General features: G+C 58.3%; 14 protein-coding genes and 1 pseudogene. 8 read left to right on the top strand and 7 right to left on the bottom strand.

The window, feature by feature from the left end:
- The first annotated feature begins 138 nt into the window (after positions 1-138).
- A complete protein-coding gene (locus FFS45_RS07835) occupies positions 139-1,125 on the top strand; it encodes a hypothetical protein (RefSeq protein WP_046565137.1) in 987 nt (328 codons plus the stop codon).
- Between the two features lie 334 nt (positions 1,126-1,459).
- Here FFS45_RS07835 and FFS45_RS07830 read toward each other — a convergent pair whose 3' ends face one another.
- The 7 genes and pseudogenes from FFS45_RS07830 to cueR (FFS45_RS07800) all read right to left on the bottom strand — a co-directional run bounded on the left by FFS45_RS07830 (position 1,460) and on the right by cueR (FFS45_RS07800) (position 6,554).
- Positions 1,460-2,617, bottom strand: a complete 1,158-nt coding sequence (locus FFS45_RS07830; protein ID WP_046565136.1) for a permease — start codon at positions 2,615-2,617, stop codon at positions 1,460-1,462.
- 149 nt (positions 2,618-2,766) lie between these two features.
- Positions 2,767-3,414 carry a class I SAM-dependent methyltransferase gene (locus FFS45_RS07825; protein WP_235429568.1) on the bottom strand — a complete coding sequence of 216 codons (648 nt, stop codon included), beginning with the start codon at positions 3,412-3,414 and terminating at the stop codon, positions 2,767-2,769.
- Between the two features lie 77 nt (positions 3,415-3,491).
- On the bottom strand, positions 3,492-4,145 hold the full coding sequence (locus FFS45_RS07820; protein ID WP_046565133.1) for a peroxiredoxin: 654 nt from the start codon (positions 4,143-4,145) through the stop codon (positions 3,492-3,494).
- A gap of 181 nt (positions 4,146-4,326) precedes the next feature.
- Positions 4,327-4,704 (bottom strand): annotated as a pseudogene (gene cueR / locus FFS45_RS07815) (Cu(I)-responsive transcriptional regulator); the annotation flags it as partial.
- A gap of 177 nt (positions 4,705-4,881) precedes the next feature.
- Positions 4,882-5,118, bottom strand: a complete 237-nt coding sequence (locus FFS45_RS07810) for a DUF2933 domain-containing protein (protein ID WP_235429567.1) — start codon at positions 5,116-5,118, stop codon at positions 4,882-4,884.
- A 68-nt stretch (positions 5,119-5,186) separates the two neighbouring features.
- Positions 5,187-5,489 carry a hypothetical protein gene (locus FFS45_RS07805; protein ID WP_046565128.1) on the bottom strand — a complete coding sequence of 101 codons (303 nt, stop codon included), beginning with the start codon at positions 5,487-5,489 and terminating at the stop codon, positions 5,187-5,189.
- A gap of 612 nt (positions 5,490-6,101) precedes the next feature.
- Positions 6,102-6,554, bottom strand: coding sequence for a Cu(I)-responsive transcriptional regulator (gene cueR, locus FFS45_RS07800; RefSeq protein ID WP_137954096.1), 453 nt, complete (start codon positions 6,552-6,554; stop codon positions 6,102-6,104).
- 1,187 nt (positions 6,555-7,741) lie between these two features.
- On the opposite strand from cueR (FFS45_RS07800), the gene FFS45_RS07795 reads away from it, so the two are divergent.
- The 7 genes from FFS45_RS07795 (at position 7,742) to FFS45_RS07765 (ending at position 15,861) form a co-directional block, all read left to right on the top strand.
- On the top strand, positions 7,742-8,194 hold the full coding sequence (locus tag FFS45_RS07795) for a DUF4148 domain-containing protein (RefSeq protein WP_082094219.1): 453 nt from the start codon (positions 7,742-7,744) through the stop codon (positions 8,192-8,194).
- A 118-nt stretch (positions 8,195-8,312) separates the two neighbouring features.
- On the top strand, positions 8,313-8,738 hold the full coding sequence (locus tag FFS45_RS07790) for a DUF4148 domain-containing protein (RefSeq protein ID WP_052719566.1): 426 nt from the start codon (positions 8,313-8,315) through the stop codon (positions 8,736-8,738).
- Between the two features lie 213 nt (positions 8,739-8,951).
- On the top strand, positions 8,952-9,317 hold the full coding sequence (locus tag FFS45_RS42290; protein WP_046565127.1) for a hypothetical protein: 366 nt from the start codon (positions 8,952-8,954) through the stop codon (positions 9,315-9,317).
- Between the two features lie 221 nt (positions 9,318-9,538).
- Positions 9,539-10,735, top strand: a complete 1,197-nt coding sequence (locus tag FFS45_RS07780; protein ID WP_281663725.1) for a TolC family protein — start codon at positions 9,539-9,541, stop codon at positions 10,733-10,735.
- Positions 10,736-10,745: 10 nt separating this feature from the next.
- Positions 10,746-12,296 carry an efflux RND transporter periplasmic adaptor subunit gene (locus tag FFS45_RS07775; RefSeq protein WP_046565124.1) on the top strand — a complete coding sequence of 517 codons (1,551 nt, stop codon included), beginning with the start codon at positions 10,746-10,748 and terminating at the stop codon, positions 12,294-12,296.
- The gene (locus tag FFS45_RS07770) at positions 12,293-15,511 is read left to right on the top strand and encodes an efflux RND transporter permease subunit (RefSeq protein ID WP_046565122.1); all 3,219 of its coding nucleotides are present in this window, start codon (positions 12,293-12,295) and stop codon (positions 15,509-15,511) included. The genes FFS45_RS07775 and FFS45_RS07770 overlap by 4 nt, the downstream gene beginning before the upstream one ends.
- A complete protein-coding gene (locus FFS45_RS07765) occupies positions 15,508-15,861 on the top strand; it encodes a copper-binding protein (protein ID WP_046565120.1) in 354 nt (117 codons plus the stop codon). Before FFS45_RS07770 ends, FFS45_RS07765 begins: the two co-directional genes overlap by 4 nt.
- The last annotated feature ends 71 nt before the right edge of the window (positions 15,862-15,932 follow it).

Genomic DNA, 15,932 nt, shown 5'->3' with positions numbered 1-15,932 from the left:
TGGTGTGGCGGAGGTACGGCCTCGGGGCCGCCCCATATGCCGATTGGGGCCTAGAAAATTCCCGCCGTTTGGCGAAAATATAACTGTGTTTTTGTACAGTATAATTGCTACTACCTGATAGCAGCGGGAGATGGTTTGATGATGGACACGTCGTTGATCGAAATCCGCACGTTTAGCAGCCCCGAAGAGATTCGGGAGCTTCCGAACTTTATCGAAGAGAACCCGATCACCAAAACCAGCTATAAGCGGCTGATCGGTGACTACCACTTCGGAGAAGAAGTGTGCTGCTGCGTCCAAAAAGACAATGGAAACCTTTGCCGAGAAGGACATAAGCGAGGATGGGTCGCCGAACTGCTAGATGGGTCAGCGACGATCATCGGCAACCACTGCGCTCAGGAAAAATTCGGCGCCGACTCTCGCCTCATCAAGGATCAGAGTCAATACGCAAATGAAAAGCGTCGCCGTGAGCGACTGGCCGGAATACTTGTCCAGATGGGGAAAAAAGCACAGCGTCTTGAGCACCTCGATCAGCTTCGCACTAGCTTGAAGAACCTCGAAAAGCGGATTCAGGCTTTCACTGGCGAGTTGAGTTCATCTACCGTACGACGCCTGCAAGACATGGCGAGGACGGGGCAATCCGGAGTGACCTTCACGGCCGTGAAATTCCGGGCATACATCGACGACAACGGTCAGAGCAAACGTGAGCGGAGCACGTTTGAACAATCGTTGGGCTCCCTCGATGGACTGGACTTGATCCAGCCGTGGTCGTATTTCACAATCTACGATGCAATAAAGGATGTTGGGCACGCCCAGGAAGAAGCCGAGCAGCTCGGCCCCAAGCCTAAGAGCGCGGACGTCGACTCACTGGCTAACCGGCTCAACGAGTACGATCGCATATTCAGGGACGGGAATCGTCTGCTCAACCTTGAACCGGTTTTTTTCGCCAACAATTTCTTGCCGCTTTGTTTTCTTGAGACCGACAAAACCGAGCGGTATAAGGCCGCAAGAATTGCAATGCGTCGGTCCGGAGTCGCCGGAGGCAAGGATGAGGCCAAAGCGTGGCTCGCGGCACAAGAAAAGGCCATCAAGCAACAACTTGGTATCGATGTGATCGAAATACGCTAGAAGTGCCAACGGACGCTTCTCGCATTCGATGGCGGATGCCTTACAGCGAAAGGAACGCGACGACGGCAAATGCCGCAGCTCCGATGATGGACGCCACTGCGCCGACCTAGTTTCCGAAATTGACAAACTTATCCGCGCCGGCGCCGCCTGAGGACAAGCCTCGCTCGCCAGTCAATGCGGCCAGCGGAGTGGCGACACAAAACCCGTATGCCGACACGATGAAAACGATGGTGATCACCCCAAGCCAGCATCGTCGGGACAGCCATTTGGGGCAGCAAGGCGGCAACAGTCAGCATCAATGTTGCGCCGATCGGGAGGCTCAGGTGAGCTCCGTCTACGCGGAACCATGATGGCCGTGCTCGCCGCTTTCCATCATTCGCATCATCTCCGGGCCGCCTGTTCTGAAAAATACGACCGTCAAGACGACGGACACTGCGCCGAAGACGAGGTTTAGCACGGTGGTGTAGTTGAAGGTGATCGCCGCATCGACGATAGCGGTGTGGCGTTCATGTGGTACCCATCTGAGCACCTGAAACAGTATCTCGACAACCAGCGCGGCCGCGACCATCGCAATGTAAAAGGTAACCGCTATGAACGCGGTCATCTTGCCACCGTAGTACTTCCGGTAGATGTTCAGAATGGGAAGGATGATGAGATCTCCAAAGATGAACGACGCGACACCGCCGAAGCTGATACCACCGTTCCACAGGACCGCAGCAAGCGGCACGTTACCCACCGAACAGGTAAACGAGGCAACGGCAATAAGCGGACCGACGAACGCACCCCAGATCATTGCGGCCGTCGGATGGCTGACGAGAAAAAAATTCTGCCAAAAGCTATCCGGTACCCAAGCGCCAAGCGCGCCAGCGACAAGCAGCCCCACGCCAATGTCTCGCCATAGCATCGTCCAGTTCATCACGTAACTGTGGCTGATTGCTATCCAACCCTCTTTAGAAGAAAGCCGTTGTTTCCAGGTTCCGTGTTGTTCGCCCATCGACATAGCCGCATGACCCTCCATGCTGCCAGCGATACCCTTATCGGCTTGCTCGATAGCGTCCTTCTTCAACGGGTCCGTTAGAAAGAACCGAAAGAGCAGGACCAGAACGATAATCATGATCGGACCGCCGATGAACTCAGCCGCGGCAAACTGCCAGGAAATCAGCACCCACATCAGTACGCCAAGTTCGAGCACGAGATTCGTTGCGGCGAACTGGAACGCCATCGCGGCAGTGAAGTCCCCACCCTTGCGAACAATCGACCGCGCCATGGCGACCGCCGCATAGGAGCAGGAGGATGACGCTGCACCAAGCAAGCTTGCGAGCGTGAGCGACCGGGGCGATGCGTCAGGCAGGAGCTTCGACATCTCGGACTTCGAGACAGCGACTTCAATCACGGCAGAAAACAGGAAACCTAGACTCAGTCCCCAGAAGATCTGCCACAACATCGTGAAGGACATCCAGAGCGCATGACCGAGGGCAGTGACAATCTGCATCGCAATCTCCTTCTAAGGGCTTCTGTACCATCGCCACGCAGTTATGAAAGACCTGCCGCGCGGAATTTCTCGCTCTCGATAGTGCTACCCAGTTTCAGCGCTTTCCTGCAGTGCCCCCTTTGCGCCGCAGGGTCGCGTGCGCAGCGCCATTAGTTGGTCCTGGCACTGCCTTCGAACAGATACGTCAGGAACTTAGGTCCCGGAGCGTAGCCAGTGCCGATCTCATCAATCTTGAAGCCAGCAGTTTCAATAAGCGACAAGATGGGCCGATTCAGATGACATCCCCCGCTGATGCACTTCCACGCCGGCGTCAAACGGTTCTGCCATCTAACTACGCCCTCTTCCGATGCGAGGCCGTGCTCAACGAATAGAAGCCGTCCAGACGGCTCCAGCACGCGACGCATTTCTTGAAGTGCGCGATCGGCGTCTGGGATTGTGCATAGGGTCCAGGTGGTGACCACCGTGTCGACGCTCCTGCTTTCCAACGGTATGGACTCGGCTGAAGCCATCATGAAAGTCACCGGCCGCGCTGCTTGCTTCGCGTTGCGTTTCGCCATCGTCAGCAACTGCGGATCGGGCTCGAGAGCAAGGATTTCTCTCACTCCGGCTTTGTATAGCGGCAAGTTCAAACCGGAACCCGCGCCAATCTCGAGCACCGTTCCTTCTGCCCTGCCGATGACTCGCTCCCGGTACGGTCGAAGCATCGCATTGCGCATTGACATGTCGCAGAGCCGCGGCAAGACAACATTGCGGTAGAAGCCCATGTTTTTGATCTCCTTATCCGATGCAGCGTCCATGTCGGCGAGCGGATGGCCTCGCCGACACGTTTCGCCGCGGGCCTACGCACGTTCGGTTGCGCGTGGTTGCCCGTTGATTATGTTGGTTGCGTCACCGTGCGCAGATACGGCTTAAGCGTCTTGAAGCCCTGCGGATACTTTTTCTTGGCTTCCTCATCGGAGACGGACGTCGGAATGATCACGTCCTCGCCCGGTTTCCAGTTCACCGGTGTGGCGACCGCATGCTTGGCGTTCAACTGAAGTGCATCAAGCAAGCGCAGCACCTCGTCAAAATTGCGGCCCGCACTCATCGGATAGACAAGCATTGCCTTGACCTTCTTGTCGGGGCCGATGATAAACACCGAGCGTACTGTGGCATTGTCCGCCGCGCTTCGCGGGCCGCCGCTCGCGTTCGGGTGAATCATGTCGTAGAGCTTCGCGACGTTCAGATCCGCGTCGCCGATCAACGGATAGTTCACCGCGTGCCCTTGCGTCTCTTCGATATCACCAACCCATCTTTGATGGTCACTCACGGGGTCAATGCTCAGTCCAATGATCTGGGTACCACGTTTGTCGAACTCTGGTTTCAGGCCGGCCAAATAGCCAAGCTCGGTCGTGCAGACAGGCGTGAAATCCTTCGGGTGCGAGAACAGGATGGCCCATTTGTCTGCGATCCATTCGTGAAATCGGATCGTCCCTTCAGTGGTTTCGGCCGTGAAATCGGGTGCTTCCTCGCCTATGCGGATAGACATGTCAAACCTCCATTACTTGCGTGAGTCGAAGTATCCCAACCGCACCACGGCGGGCACTCCGGGTTGAAAGTCACGAACAATTATTGTGCGCTTTTTGGGGTGTGGCCGTTGCGCTTTGGCCGGAGGCGGAAGTGTCTGCTTTTGCTTCAACGCCGCGGACGTCGTCCACGTCCATACGTTGTATGCCTTGCAATATTGTGCAACTCGATCGACTGTCGCCCGAGCACTGTTGCACGAGTTGATCAAGCGAATCGCGCATGGACGTCAATTCGGCTATCTGAGCGTTCAGTTCCGCTACGTGTTTCAAGGCAACCGCCTTGACGTCGGAACTGGCTCGGTCCTCATCTCGCCATAAGGCAAGCAAATGCCTGACACGTTCGATGGAAAAACCGAGCGCGCGCGTCTGTCGAATGAAGCGCATGACGTGAACGTCGCTTTCCATATAGATTCGATAGCCGCTCTCTGCACGTCCATGTGGTTGTATCAAATCGATACTTTCGTAGTACCGAATCATCTTGACCGACATACCGGTCGCCTTGGCGGCTTCTCCGATGTTCATACGATCTCTCCTTTACTACTGCGAGCAGATTAACCCGCGTGGTTGTTTTAGTCGGCAGCGACCGGCGCTTGAGCAAGAGCGTGCTTCCGAAGCGGATTTGCAACATCTCGCAAAGGCGTTCATGCCGGGCGAGCGCACACGGTGACGCGTTCGCCCAAGGTACTCCCTTGCGAATCGCTACTTGGCGATACGCGATTGCGGCTGCTGGTCCTGAGCCGTCTCGCTTGGGCGCGAGCCTTGATCGTCCTTACTATGGCTCATGCTTTTCATCATGAAGAACATAGACAACGGGCACAGCAGGAACAACAAGAAGGGTCCGCCGCTCAATACGAGTGTTCGGAACTGAGGGAACGCCGCATAAGCCGCAGCTAGTATGACGAGCAGGACGGCTCCTGCAGCGATCATCGTTTTCATATTGCATTTCATGGTGTTGCTCCTATTTCAGATTCGGGAGAATGCTCGCGCGTGCGAGCACTGTCGTGTTATTTCGCGGGCGGTGTCTGGATCTTGTCGGCGTACTTGAGCATGATGTCGCCCATCGCCTTCATCATTTCACCGTGCATTTGCATCGCGAGTTTTTCGTTGCCTGGAGGGAGTTGCCCCATCATCGGGCAGTTGCTCATCATCCCCTTTCCCATCATCCCTTTGCCCATCATTCCATCGCCCATCATGCCGCTGGCGTGATCATGCATGGCCGGCTGCGGAGGGCTGGCCGCGGCACTCAATCCGCTCGCACCCAAAAGCGCAAGAGCCAGTGACATCGTGGCTAAACGTTTGGCGTTCATATCGATTTCCTTGGCCTATCCCTAAGTCGTGAGTAAGGCCGTCTGTTTAGGTTCCCGTGGCGTCGCGCTGAAAACGCGTGACGCGATCCGTCGAGCCGAATCATCGACGTGCTGGCACGCAACCGCGCGGCGAGCTGACGCTGCGCGTACGATCTAATGCCTAAATCGCTGGAGGGGAGTTACAGAACTTGTGGCGGACGCTGCGGAAGATCAGGAATGAACTGCGCAAACGCAGTGGCGTCGAATGACGCGTAGACCGATGTAGAGGGCGCTGGGACGAGCGTGACCGAATGGGAAGATATCGCCGCAGGTGTGCAGGCAAGGCTACCGATGCTGCCGTGGCAATCGAGCTGATGCGTGGCCGATACAGCGGTGTCCAGGTGCGCTGCCCCTGCTGAGGCAAGCGCACGCGGGACCGCCGAGTGATGCAGTGGTGTATGCGATCCGGCCATGGCCGATGAAACTTGCGGGCAAATCAATACTGGCGTGGCAAAGCCCGTCAAAGGCAGCCACGCAATCAAGAAGCACAGTAGTAATTTAACGACGCGTTTCACGAGATGTTGATTTCTGAAAAGGTGTTCAGTTACAGATGCACTTGTTCCTGGATCTGGATTACAGCGCGAACGCCGCGCTGCGGGTCGCCGGCTTTCCTTTCAAGTTCAGACCTTGCCGCACGGCGGGTCCACCTATTCCATCCAATATAGGGCAACCCGGCCGCTTGTCGCCCGCGCAATGTCGCGAGAGCTTAGCGAGCGTGTCACGCATCACCACCAGTTCCGCAATGCGCGTGTTCAACTCGCCGATATGGTGCGCGGCGATCGTCTTCACTTCGGCGCTCGCGCGGTCCTGATCCAACCATAACGAAAGCAGTTGCCTGATCTGCTCGATCGGGAATCCCAAGGTGCGGGCTTGCCGGATGAAGCGCAACACATGAACGTCAGAGTCACCGTAGATCCGGTAGCCACTATCTGTGCGACCAGCGGCCTCCACCAGATCGATGCTCTCATAGTAGCGGATCATTTTCGCCGTGACGCCCGAGGCGCTCGCCGCTTGTCCGATGTTCATCTCGCACCTCATACGTTAAGTCACACCACTGCCCGTTGATTTCTAATTCTTACTCTAGACCTTCCAGTTACGGGAATGTCAAGGTTTTTTTGGTGTTGGGTGCCGGCTTAAAAACTCGCTTCTCGGCCCTTGACACTCCAGTGACGGGAGTGTTTAGACTCCGCTCCATTGTCAGATAACGCATGGCGTAGGCCAGCGAAGTGGCGAAACGTCCGTGGAAACACCCGAACCGCGAGCGCGCCTTTTTTGAGCGCTCCGAATGGCAAGACCGGCGGTTATCAAGCAAGCCAACGAGTAGAGGCGAAAGAGATGCGGTGCACAAGAACAACGAAGGTAGCGGTGGTACAGGTGGTACACCCGGAGTGCGGGGCAGGCGGATCGACCGCGCCCGCCGCGAGTGAATGCCGGCGTGCGACCCTGTTGCTCGCCGATGTGCAGTGCATTTCGCACAACCTCCGCCAATCCGCCTGAGGCACCATGCGCCGCGAAGCTAACCGTACGCTAACCGTCATCACGCTCCTTGTTGCGCTGTTCTTCAGCCAGCTCTGGGTGGCGGCGTACGCTTGCACAACGACACCTGCGCTTTCCAGCTCATCGTCTACCGAAGCAATCACGTTCTTCGATGGTCATACCGACCTTCGCGATCACCAGGTCGCCGCGGTTTGCCACGCCCACTGCGACAATTCTGCGCAACCTGATCACGCCCAGCAACCCGCTCCATCACCGCTCGTTTGGATACCGTTGATCTGGGGTGCGTCGACGATCCCTGCATTGGCGATCCAACCACGCTCGCCGACACGGCCCGAGCCTATTCTGCTTTCCGCCTCTCCCCCTCCTCGCATTCTGTTCCAGGTTTTTCGAATCTGATCTCTGGCGATTGACGTCGATCGTGCTCGGCGAAAGCTAGCGCGCGCTCACGCTCGTTCGCGGAAAGGTTTTTACGCTTGTCCCACCGTCTGCCTGTTCGCCGCGTGCGAACTGTGCGTCGCATCGCTCGCCGCTTGCCGGGCCTCCGATCGTTCGCGAAGACGGATAGAGCAAAAGCATTTCGCAAACCAAGCAAATTTAACTAAGTCGCCTAAGTCGAGTCGTGGGTAAGCCGCCCACGCTTTGAAGCTTCGGCAATTTGTGTCGTCGATGCGTATCACGTATTACGCACTGCGCTTATTCTCACCAAGGAATTAACAATGAAACGCTTCACTTCGTTCAAACACGCTGTCTTCGCAACCCTGCTCCTGTCGACGACCCTCACGACCTTCGCGAGTGGTGGCGGTTCCGCCGCGCCGAGGGATTACCCATTCCAGAATGCGCACTCAAGCGCTGGTCAACGCACGGCATCGACGGCTTCCGGCGCGGCCGTTCTTCCCGCAGGCGTCACGGGTTCCACCGCCACCGCGCTGGAGGCGCCTGCAGCAACTCACAGCACTTCGACGGGGAAGTCACGGGCACAGGTGCGCGAGGAATTAGTGGAAGCGCAACGCATGGGCCTTATCCCATCAGGCAAGACTGACTATCCGCCCAGCGCCGAGACCATCGCACGCAATCAGGTGCGATTCCAGCAGGCCGCACCGTTTTGGCGCGCGCATGGAGACCTTCCCTCGCAGGGGCAATTGGCGAGTGACACCGATCTAAGCAAGTGAGTCATTGCCGTGGGTCATCGGGCTTCATTGCATGAAGCCACGCAGCGACGCCTAGTCAGTAATCACCGAAATTGAATGCGCTATCGCGCTTGACCTAATTAACATCAAGGAAACACACATGAAACGCATCACTTCGCTCAAACAAGTGGTCTTCGCAGCATTGCTGTCCGCAACCGTTACGGCATTCGCGGCGGGCGGCGGATCCAATGGATTGGGGCGTAATCCAAACCTCTACGCGCCCTCGCTTACGAGCTCAACATCCCACTCGCAGCAAACTTTGCTGGCAAATAGCGCTGGTTCCGAATCCGTTGTCCTCACGACTGGCACGAATGGTCCTTCCACCGCAGACCGCACCACAGGCTTCGGGAAGACACGTGCACAGGTCCGTGCCGAGTTGTTGGAGGCGGAGCGCGCCGGCACGGTTCCCGTTCATAAGAATGAGTACCCACCCAGCGTCGAAACCGTGGCTCGCAACCAGGCTAGGTTCCAACAGATCGAGCAGGCTTGGCGAGCGGGCGATCCAGTGGTAGCGAACAATCAGTAAGTTCGCCTTCGAGCTGCCTAGCAGCGGTGATGAGACGTCGGGACTTTGTCGTCTACCGATTGTTTTATGACAAGGACAAAGCTTGATCGTCTTTCATCGCTGTTTTTCAACGCATTTATCCGCACGGACGTCCAGATGCAGACATTCAGCGGTCAGCGACGTAGTCAAAATTCCTTGACACCTTAATAAAATGTCTCCGCTATAATCGCAGCCATGAAATTTCTTCGGACAGTGCTCCTCCTGTTGCTCTGCGCCATGCTGCCCATTAGTGGGCTGGCAGCCAGTGGCGCGACTGGACAGTGTCCGATGCAAGAGGTCATGGCCGACGATAGCGGCGCCATGGCGGCCGACATGCCCGGCTGCGAAATGATGACAGCGACATCCAGCGAACACGGTAAGTCGAAGTCATCTCTGTGCAAGGTGACGGCTCAATGTCAAATTGGCAGTCTCTATCATCCCGTATCTTCTCCCTCAGTCGTTCGACCCGCAGGGTCATTTATCCCCCTCGGTTTCCACTACGCAGAGTCGTTCGCCTTCCGCGCGCCGGATGGACTCTGGCGTCCCCCGCAGTCCCTCTAACTCCGTCCATCTGGTTCGCCGCAGTTTCGCGGTGATGTTGTCCTGGTTCAGGACTTGAGTCCGTATGTCCGTTCGCACGGCCATAGGGTGCTCGACCATTCGGGGTTCACATGCATTTCCAACATTTCACGTCGATCATCCGACGTGGGCCGCTGCATTGCCTCGCTTTGGCATCGGTCGTTATGTTTTCCAGTAGCGCGGCGCACGCTCAAGACGCAGGCATGACACTCGACGCGGCGCTTCAAATAGCGACCAGCCGCTCTTCCTCGATCCAGGCTTCGGAAGCCGCAGTTCGGGGAAGCGCCGACGTGGTCGTCAAAGCCGGACAACTACCCAATCCCATGTTGAAGTTGAGCGTTGAGGACTTGCCCATCAATGGGTCAAAGGCCTTCACGATCGGGCAGGACGATTTCACGATGCGCGGTATCGGCATCGAACAGGAATGGGTATCTGCGGACAAGCGCCGATTGCGTACAGCGTTGGCGGATCGCGCCGTAGAGCGTGATAAATCGACCTACCTGCAAAAAGTGGCAGAGGTCCGTCAACAAGCGGCCATGGCTTGGCTGAACGCCATCTATGCAAAGAAGGCCGTCACCTTGAGCCAGGCTTTGGTCGACCATCTGAGCCAGGAACTGACCGCCAGACAAGCGTCGTACCGGGGTGCGAAAGGCACCGCGGTAGACGTAGCCCAAGCCAACCTTACGCTCGGGAACGCGCGTGATGAACTGATTAACGCGCAGCAGGACGAGAAGACCGCGTTGATTACCCTCTCGCGTTGGACAGCAGCAGGCAACGTGCTGGAGGTCGCTGGAGACCCACCGGAGCTGGAGTCACAGGTGTCCAGTTTAAGCGTCGAGCAACTCGATCAAGTTCAGCCTGATCTGATCGCCGCACGCTCCGCCATCTCATTGGCCGATGCCGACACCGATGTCACCCGAAGCAATAGAGACCCGAATTGGACCTGGGGGTTGACCTATTTCAAGCGGGGTGGAAATTTCTCGGACTACGTGTCATTCGGCGTTTCCATCCCTCTGCCGATCAACCGTAGGAATGTCGAAGATCGCGACGTCGAGCAAAAGTCGGAAATGGGCACGCAAGCACGGCTCACTTACGAAGACACCGAGCGACAGGTCGTAACCGATATCCAAAGCCTGACGGCCAAGCTCGCCAGCGGTCGGGAACGTTTAGCGAACGTGAAGCAAACCGTTCTACCCGCCGCAGCACAGAAAGTAGCACTGGCGAATGCGGCCTATCGGTCCGGTGCCGGCACGCTCTCCGATGCATTGGACGCGAGGCACACGCAGCTCGAAGCGAATCTTCAAGTGTTGAATCTCGAACGACAAGTCTCCCTGGTCTGGGCCCAGTTGGAATACCAGGTTTTGCCACCTGACTTGACCGCCAGCCAAGCCAGCCAATAAGGAGAAAAACATGAATCAGAAAATACTCGTACGTGCCGTGGCGTCGGTGTTTGTCGCAGTCGCGCTGCTAGGCGCCGGTTATGTGATCGGCACCCATCGTTCTGCAACAGACGCGCCCATGGCGTCAGCCACGGCCGCGACCCCCTCCGCGCCCGCCGACAAGGTCGATCCAAAGACCGGCCGCAAGGTCCTGTATTGGCATGACCCGATGGTGCCCAACCAGCACTTCGATAAGCCCGGCCCATCTCCCTTCATGGCCATGGCGCTGCAGCCCGTCTTTGCCGACGAGGGCGGTTCCAGTGGAATCCGGGTCGACTCGGGGCTTCAACAGAATCTCGGTATCCGATACGCCACGGTGCGCCGGCAAGACACGGCTGAAGGTTTCGACGCGGTCGGCTCCACGCAGTTCGACGAGTCGGCGGCCGATGTCGTCCAATCGCGAGTAACAGGCTACATCGACCATCTGTACGCCAGCGCGCCGATGCAGCGCGTGGCCAAGGGCGCGCCGATCGCGTCGCTGTTCGTTCCAGATTGGCTGGCACCGCAAGAAGAATATCTGGCGCTCAAACGCGGCGGTATGGATGACGGCCTGCTTGAAGGGGCTCGCGCACGCATGCGAGCAATGTCGATTCCAGACGGGCTGATTGCGAGCCTGGATCGAACGGGTAAAGCGCAGACGCACGTGACGCTGTTCGCTCAAGAGACGGGCGTGCTGACCGAACTCAATGTTCGCGATGGCGCGATGGTGTCGCCAGGACAGACGCTCGCCAAGGTCGCGGGTCTGTCGAAGCTGTGGCTGGTCGTTGAGATCCCCGAGTCGCTTGCGCTACAGGTGCGGCCCGGCATGTTGGTCGACGCGACGTTCGCCGGCGATCCGTCCCAGCACTTTAGCGGCCACATCCGCGAAATCCTGCCCGGCATCAGCACAAGCAGTCGCACGTTACAGGCGCGCCTTGAAATCGACAATGCCGGGCTGAAGCTGACGCCGGGGATGCTGATGCGCGCCCATATCAGCGGCGCGAAACCTGTGTCGCGCCTGCTTGTGCCGTCCGAAGCCGTGATCACGACGGGCAAACGGTCGATCGTCATCGTCAAGAACAGCGATGGTCGACTGCAACCTGTCGCCATTACGGTGGGCAACGATGCCGGTGACGATACCGAAGTGACAAGCGGACTGACGGAAGGCCAGCAGGTCGTTGCCTCCGGCCAGTTCCTGATCGACTCGGAAGCGAGCCTGAAATCCGTGCTGCCGAAGCTCGAAGGAAGCGTTGTGCCCGACGCGGGCGCATCGGTTCCCGTTCCGGCGGCAGCCCCCGCCGCTGCTGCGGCTCTAACCTACGAGACGACTGGCAAGGTTGAAAAAGTCACGCCCGGTGACATCACGTTCTCGCACCAGCCCGTGCCGGCGTTGGGATGGGGTGCCATGACCATGACATTCGGCAAGCCGGCGCCCACGGCCTTCCCGGACGTCAAGGTGGGCGATTCCGTACATTTCATTTTCAAGCAGTCGGATGACGGATACCAACTGACGAAGGTCGAACCCGTTGGAGGCACGAAATGATCGCACGCATCATTCGCTGGTCGATTTACAACCGGTTCCTCGTGCTGCTCGCGACCGTGCTCGTCACTGCGTGGGGCTTTTATTCGCTGACGCAGACACCTCTCGATGCGCTGCCGGATCTTTCCGACACGCAGGTCATCATCAAGGCCTCGTATCCCGGCAAAGCGCCGCAGGTGGTCGAAGACCAGGTGACCTATCCGCTCACGACGACGCTGCTGGGCGTGCCGGGCGCGACGACCATTCGCGCCTACTCATCGTTCGGTGATGCATTCGTCTACGTGCTTTTCGACGACAAGACGGACCAGTATTGGGCGCGTTCGCGGGTATTGGAATATCTGAACCAGGTGCAGAGTCGTTTGCCACCGGGTGCGACCGTGTCGCTCGGTCCTGACGCAACGGGGGTCGGTTGGGTCTACGAATACGCATTGGTCGACCGCACCGGCAAACACGACCTGGGGCAGCTTCGAGCCTTGAACGATTGGTTTCTGAAGTTCGAGCTGAAGTCGGTACCGGACGTCTCGGAAGTCGCGTCGATCGGCGGAATGGTGCGCCAATACCAAGTCGTCATCGATCCGGACAAGTTGCGCGCCTATGGCATCACGCAAGGTGCTGTTGCGGATGCCATAGGAAAGGCCAACCAGGAGTCGGGCGGATCGGTTGTCGAACTCGCCGAGTCCGAGTACATGGTGAGGTCATCTGGCTACCTGCGCTCACTGGACGACTTCCGCAACATCGTGCTGCGGACCAACGATACCGGCACGCCGGTCCTGTTGGGGGACGTCGCTCGCATCCAGATTGGCCCCGAAATGCGCCGTGGCATTGCCGAACTAAACGGCGAAGGCGAAGTCGCCGGGGGCGTGATTGTGATGCGCTCGGGCAAGAACGCGCTGACAACCATCGATGCGGTCAAAGCCAAGTTCGCCGACTTGAAAAAATCGCTGCCGCCAGGCGTCGAGGTCGTGACGACGTACGATCGCTCGCAGCTCATCGAGCGTGCAGTCGACAACCTCAAAGACAAGCTCATGGAGGAATTCATCATCGTCGGGTTGGTCTGCGCGGTGTTCCTGTTCCATCTGCGCAGCGCGTTCGTCGCGATCCTGTCGCTGCCGCTCGGTGTGCTGACCGCATTCATCGTCATGCGCTATCAGGGCGTCAACGCAAACCTGATGTCGTTGGGCGGTATTGCGATTGCCATCGGCGCGATGATCGATGCGGCTATCGTGATGATCGAAAACGCACACAAGCATCTGGAAGCGTACGACCACGAGCATCCGGATAGTCCGATCACGAACGCTCAGCGATGGGAATTGATCGCCGAGTCTGCGGCAGAAGTTGGGCCAGCCTTGTTCTTCTCGCTGCTCATCATCACGCTGTCGTTCATCCCGGTCTTCTCGCTCGAAGGCCAGGAGGGCAAGCTCTTTGCTCCGCTAGCGTTCACGAAGACGTACACGATTGCTGCAGCCGCTGGGCTGTCCGTAACGCTGGTGCCGGTACTGATGGGCTTTCTGATTCGGGGTCGCATTCCGCACGAGAACGCCAACCCGATCAACCGCGTGTTGATCAGACTGTATCGCCCATTGCTCGAAGCGACGCTACGCCGACCGTGGGTCGCAATCGGCCTGGCAGTTGTAGCACTCGCCATCACGCTCATTCCCGTGTCGCGACTAGGCGGCGAATTCATGCCACCGCTCGACGAAGGCGACCTGCTGTATATGCCGACTGCGCTACCTGGAATTTCAGCCGACAAAGCCGCCGAGTTGCTTCAACAAACTGACCGGCTCATCAAGACGGTTCCGGAAGTTAAAACCGTGTTCGGCAAATCGGGACGTGCCGACACCGCGACCGACCCGGCGCCCTTCGAGATGTTCGAGACCACCATCCAGTTCAAGCCACGCAGCGAATGGCGGCCCGGCATGACGCCCGAGAAGCTGGTGGATGAACTCGACGCGCGAGTCAAGATTCCGGGCCTGTCGAATGTCTGGGTACCGCCGATTCGCAATCGCCTGGATATGCTGTCGACCGGTATCAAGACGCCCGTGGGAGTGAAGATCTCTGGAGCAGACCTTGGGCAGATCGACAAGATTGCCACGCAGGTCGAGTCCGTCTTGAAGAACGTTCCGGGCGTCACGTCGGCGCTGGCGGAACGCCTGAACGGTGGCCACTACATCGACGTCGATATCGACCGGTTGGCTGCAGCCCGCTATGGCATGTCGGTGACTGACGTCCAGTCCATCGTGTCGACGGCGGTCGGCGGCGATAACGTCGGCGAAGTCATTGCAGGCCGCGAGCGTTTCCCGATCAACATTCGCTATCCAAGGGAGATCCGGGACTCAGTCGACAATCTACGTCAGTTGCCGGTGGTCACCGACCGGGGGGCGCAGATCACGCTAGGGGACGTAGCCACCATCAAGATCTCAGATGGGCCACCGATGATCCGTAGTGAGAACGCGCGCTTGTCGGGTTACGTCTACGTCGACATTCGCGATGTGGACTTGCAATCGGCCGTGAAGGCAATGCAGCTTGCGGTTGCACAGCACGTTGTACTGCCGCCAGGCTATTCCATCGCGTGGTCCGGCCAGTTCGAGTATCTGGAGCGGGCGGCCGCGAAATTGCGGACCGTGATTCCAGTGACGCTCGTCGTCATCTTCGTACTGCTCTTCCTGACGTTCAACTCGGCGGCCGACGCGCTGTTGCTGATGTCGACCGTGCCCTTCGCACTGGTCGGAGGCTTCTGGCTGATCTGGATCCTGGGACATGCGGTGTCGGTCGCGACCGCTGTCGGGTTCATCGCGCTCTCGGGCGTCGCGGCCGAATTCGGCGTTGTGATGCTGCTGTATCTAAAAGGTTCGCTCAACCGTCGACTCGAGGAAGGCGCGCCCTTTACCGAAGCAACGCTCGTCGATGCGATTCGCGAGGGCGCTGTCTTGCGCGTGAGACCCAAGGCAATGACCGTCGCGGTCGTGCTGGCAGGTCTCATCCCGATCATGCTGGGCCATGGCGCCGGGTCAGAGGTCATGCAGCGCATCGCCGCGCCAATGGTTGGCGGCATGGTGACCGCCCCGCTCCTGTCGATGCTGATCATCCCGGCCGCCTGGTTGCTGCTGCAACGCCGGAAGATTGCACGCACCCAAACGAAACCTGAAGAACCGCTTCAACCTCACGCAGTACCCACTGGCACGCTCGTGCCGCAAACTCAATCTGGAGAAAACCAATGAAGAAGTTCCTTACCGTATCCGCCGTATTCTGTGCCGCTCTTACGCTCGCTAGTGCCGCGGTAGCAGCGGACGAAATGGCCGGCATGAAGATGGACAACGGCGCCATGAGCGCCGCGAAGCCAGGCAAATCGCAACTGACCGACGCTGTGGTTAAGAAGGTGGACCCATCGACTGGCATGGTGACGCTTCAGCACGGCGCGCTCACCAACATCGGCATGTCGGCGATGACGATGGCCTACAAGGCCAAGGACGCGGCGATGATTGACCACGTCAAGGAAGGCGAGAAGGTCAAAGTCCGCGTTGAAGATGTCAACGGCACGCTGACCATTGTGAAGCTGGAGAAGCACTAACTGGCGGTCGGCGCCAAGGACGCGGCGACGCCTACTCTGGTAGGCGCCGCTGTCCTTGAGGCCGCAGCTAA

The sequence above is a fragment of the Burkholderia sp. 4M9327F10 genome, assembly GCF_005503145.1.
In the GTDB taxonomy this organism is placed as follows: domain Bacteria; phylum Pseudomonadota; class Gammaproteobacteria; order Burkholderiales; family Burkholderiaceae; genus Paraburkholderia.
This window is presented reverse-complemented; position numbering and strand designations above follow the sequence as displayed.

Bases quoted from the DNA above. Each gene is read 5' to 3' on its own strand.
- FFS45_RS07775 (WP_046565124.1), top strand. From the start codon at position 10,746: ATGAATCAGAAAATACTCGTACGTGCCGTGGCGTCGGTGTTTGTCGCA.
- FFS45_RS07825 (WP_235429568.1), bottom strand. From the start codon at position 3,414: ATGGACGCTGCATCGGATAAGGAGATCAAAAACATGGGCTTCTACCGC.
- FFS45_RS07810 (WP_235429567.1), bottom strand. From the start codon at position 5,118: ATGAAAACGATGATCGCTGCAGGAGCCGTCCTGCTCGTCATACTAGCT.
- FFS45_RS07830 (WP_046565136.1), bottom strand. From the start codon at position 2,617: ATGCAGATTGTCACTGCCCTCGGTCATGCGCTCTGGATGTCCTTCACG.
- FFS45_RS07790 (WP_052719566.1), top strand. From the start codon at position 8,313: ATGAAACGCATCACTTCGCTCAAACAAGTGGTCTTCGCAGCATTGCTG.
- FFS45_RS07820 (WP_046565133.1), bottom strand. From the start codon at position 4,145: ATGTCTATCCGCATAGGCGAGGAAGCACCCGATTTCACGGCCGAAACC.
- FFS45_RS07805 (WP_046565128.1), bottom strand. From the start codon at position 5,489: ATGAACGCCAAACGTTTAGCCACGATGTCACTGGCTCTTGCGCTTTTG.
- FFS45_RS07770 (WP_046565122.1), top strand. From the start codon at position 12,293: ATGATCGCACGCATCATTCGCTGGTCGATTTACAACCGGTTCCTCGTG.
- FFS45_RS07795 (WP_082094219.1), top strand. From the start codon at position 7,742: ATGAAACGCTTCACTTCGTTCAAACACGCTGTCTTCGCAACCCTGCTC.
- FFS45_RS42290 (WP_046565127.1), top strand. From the start codon at position 8,952: ATGAAATTTCTTCGGACAGTGCTCCTCCTGTTGCTCTGCGCCATGCTG.
- FFS45_RS07765 (WP_046565120.1), top strand. From the start codon at position 15,508: ATGAAGAAGTTCCTTACCGTATCCGCCGTATTCTGTGCCGCTCTTACG.
- FFS45_RS07780 (WP_281663725.1), top strand. From the start codon at position 9,539: ATGACACTCGACGCGGCGCTTCAAATAGCGACCAGCCGCTCTTCCTCG.
- cueR (WP_137954096.1), bottom strand. From the start codon at position 6,554: ATGAACATCGGACAAGCGGCGAGCGCCTCGGGCGTCACGGCGAAAATG.
- FFS45_RS07835 (WP_046565137.1), top strand. From the start codon at position 139: ATGATGGACACGTCGTTGATCGAAATCCGCACGTTTAGCAGCCCCGAA.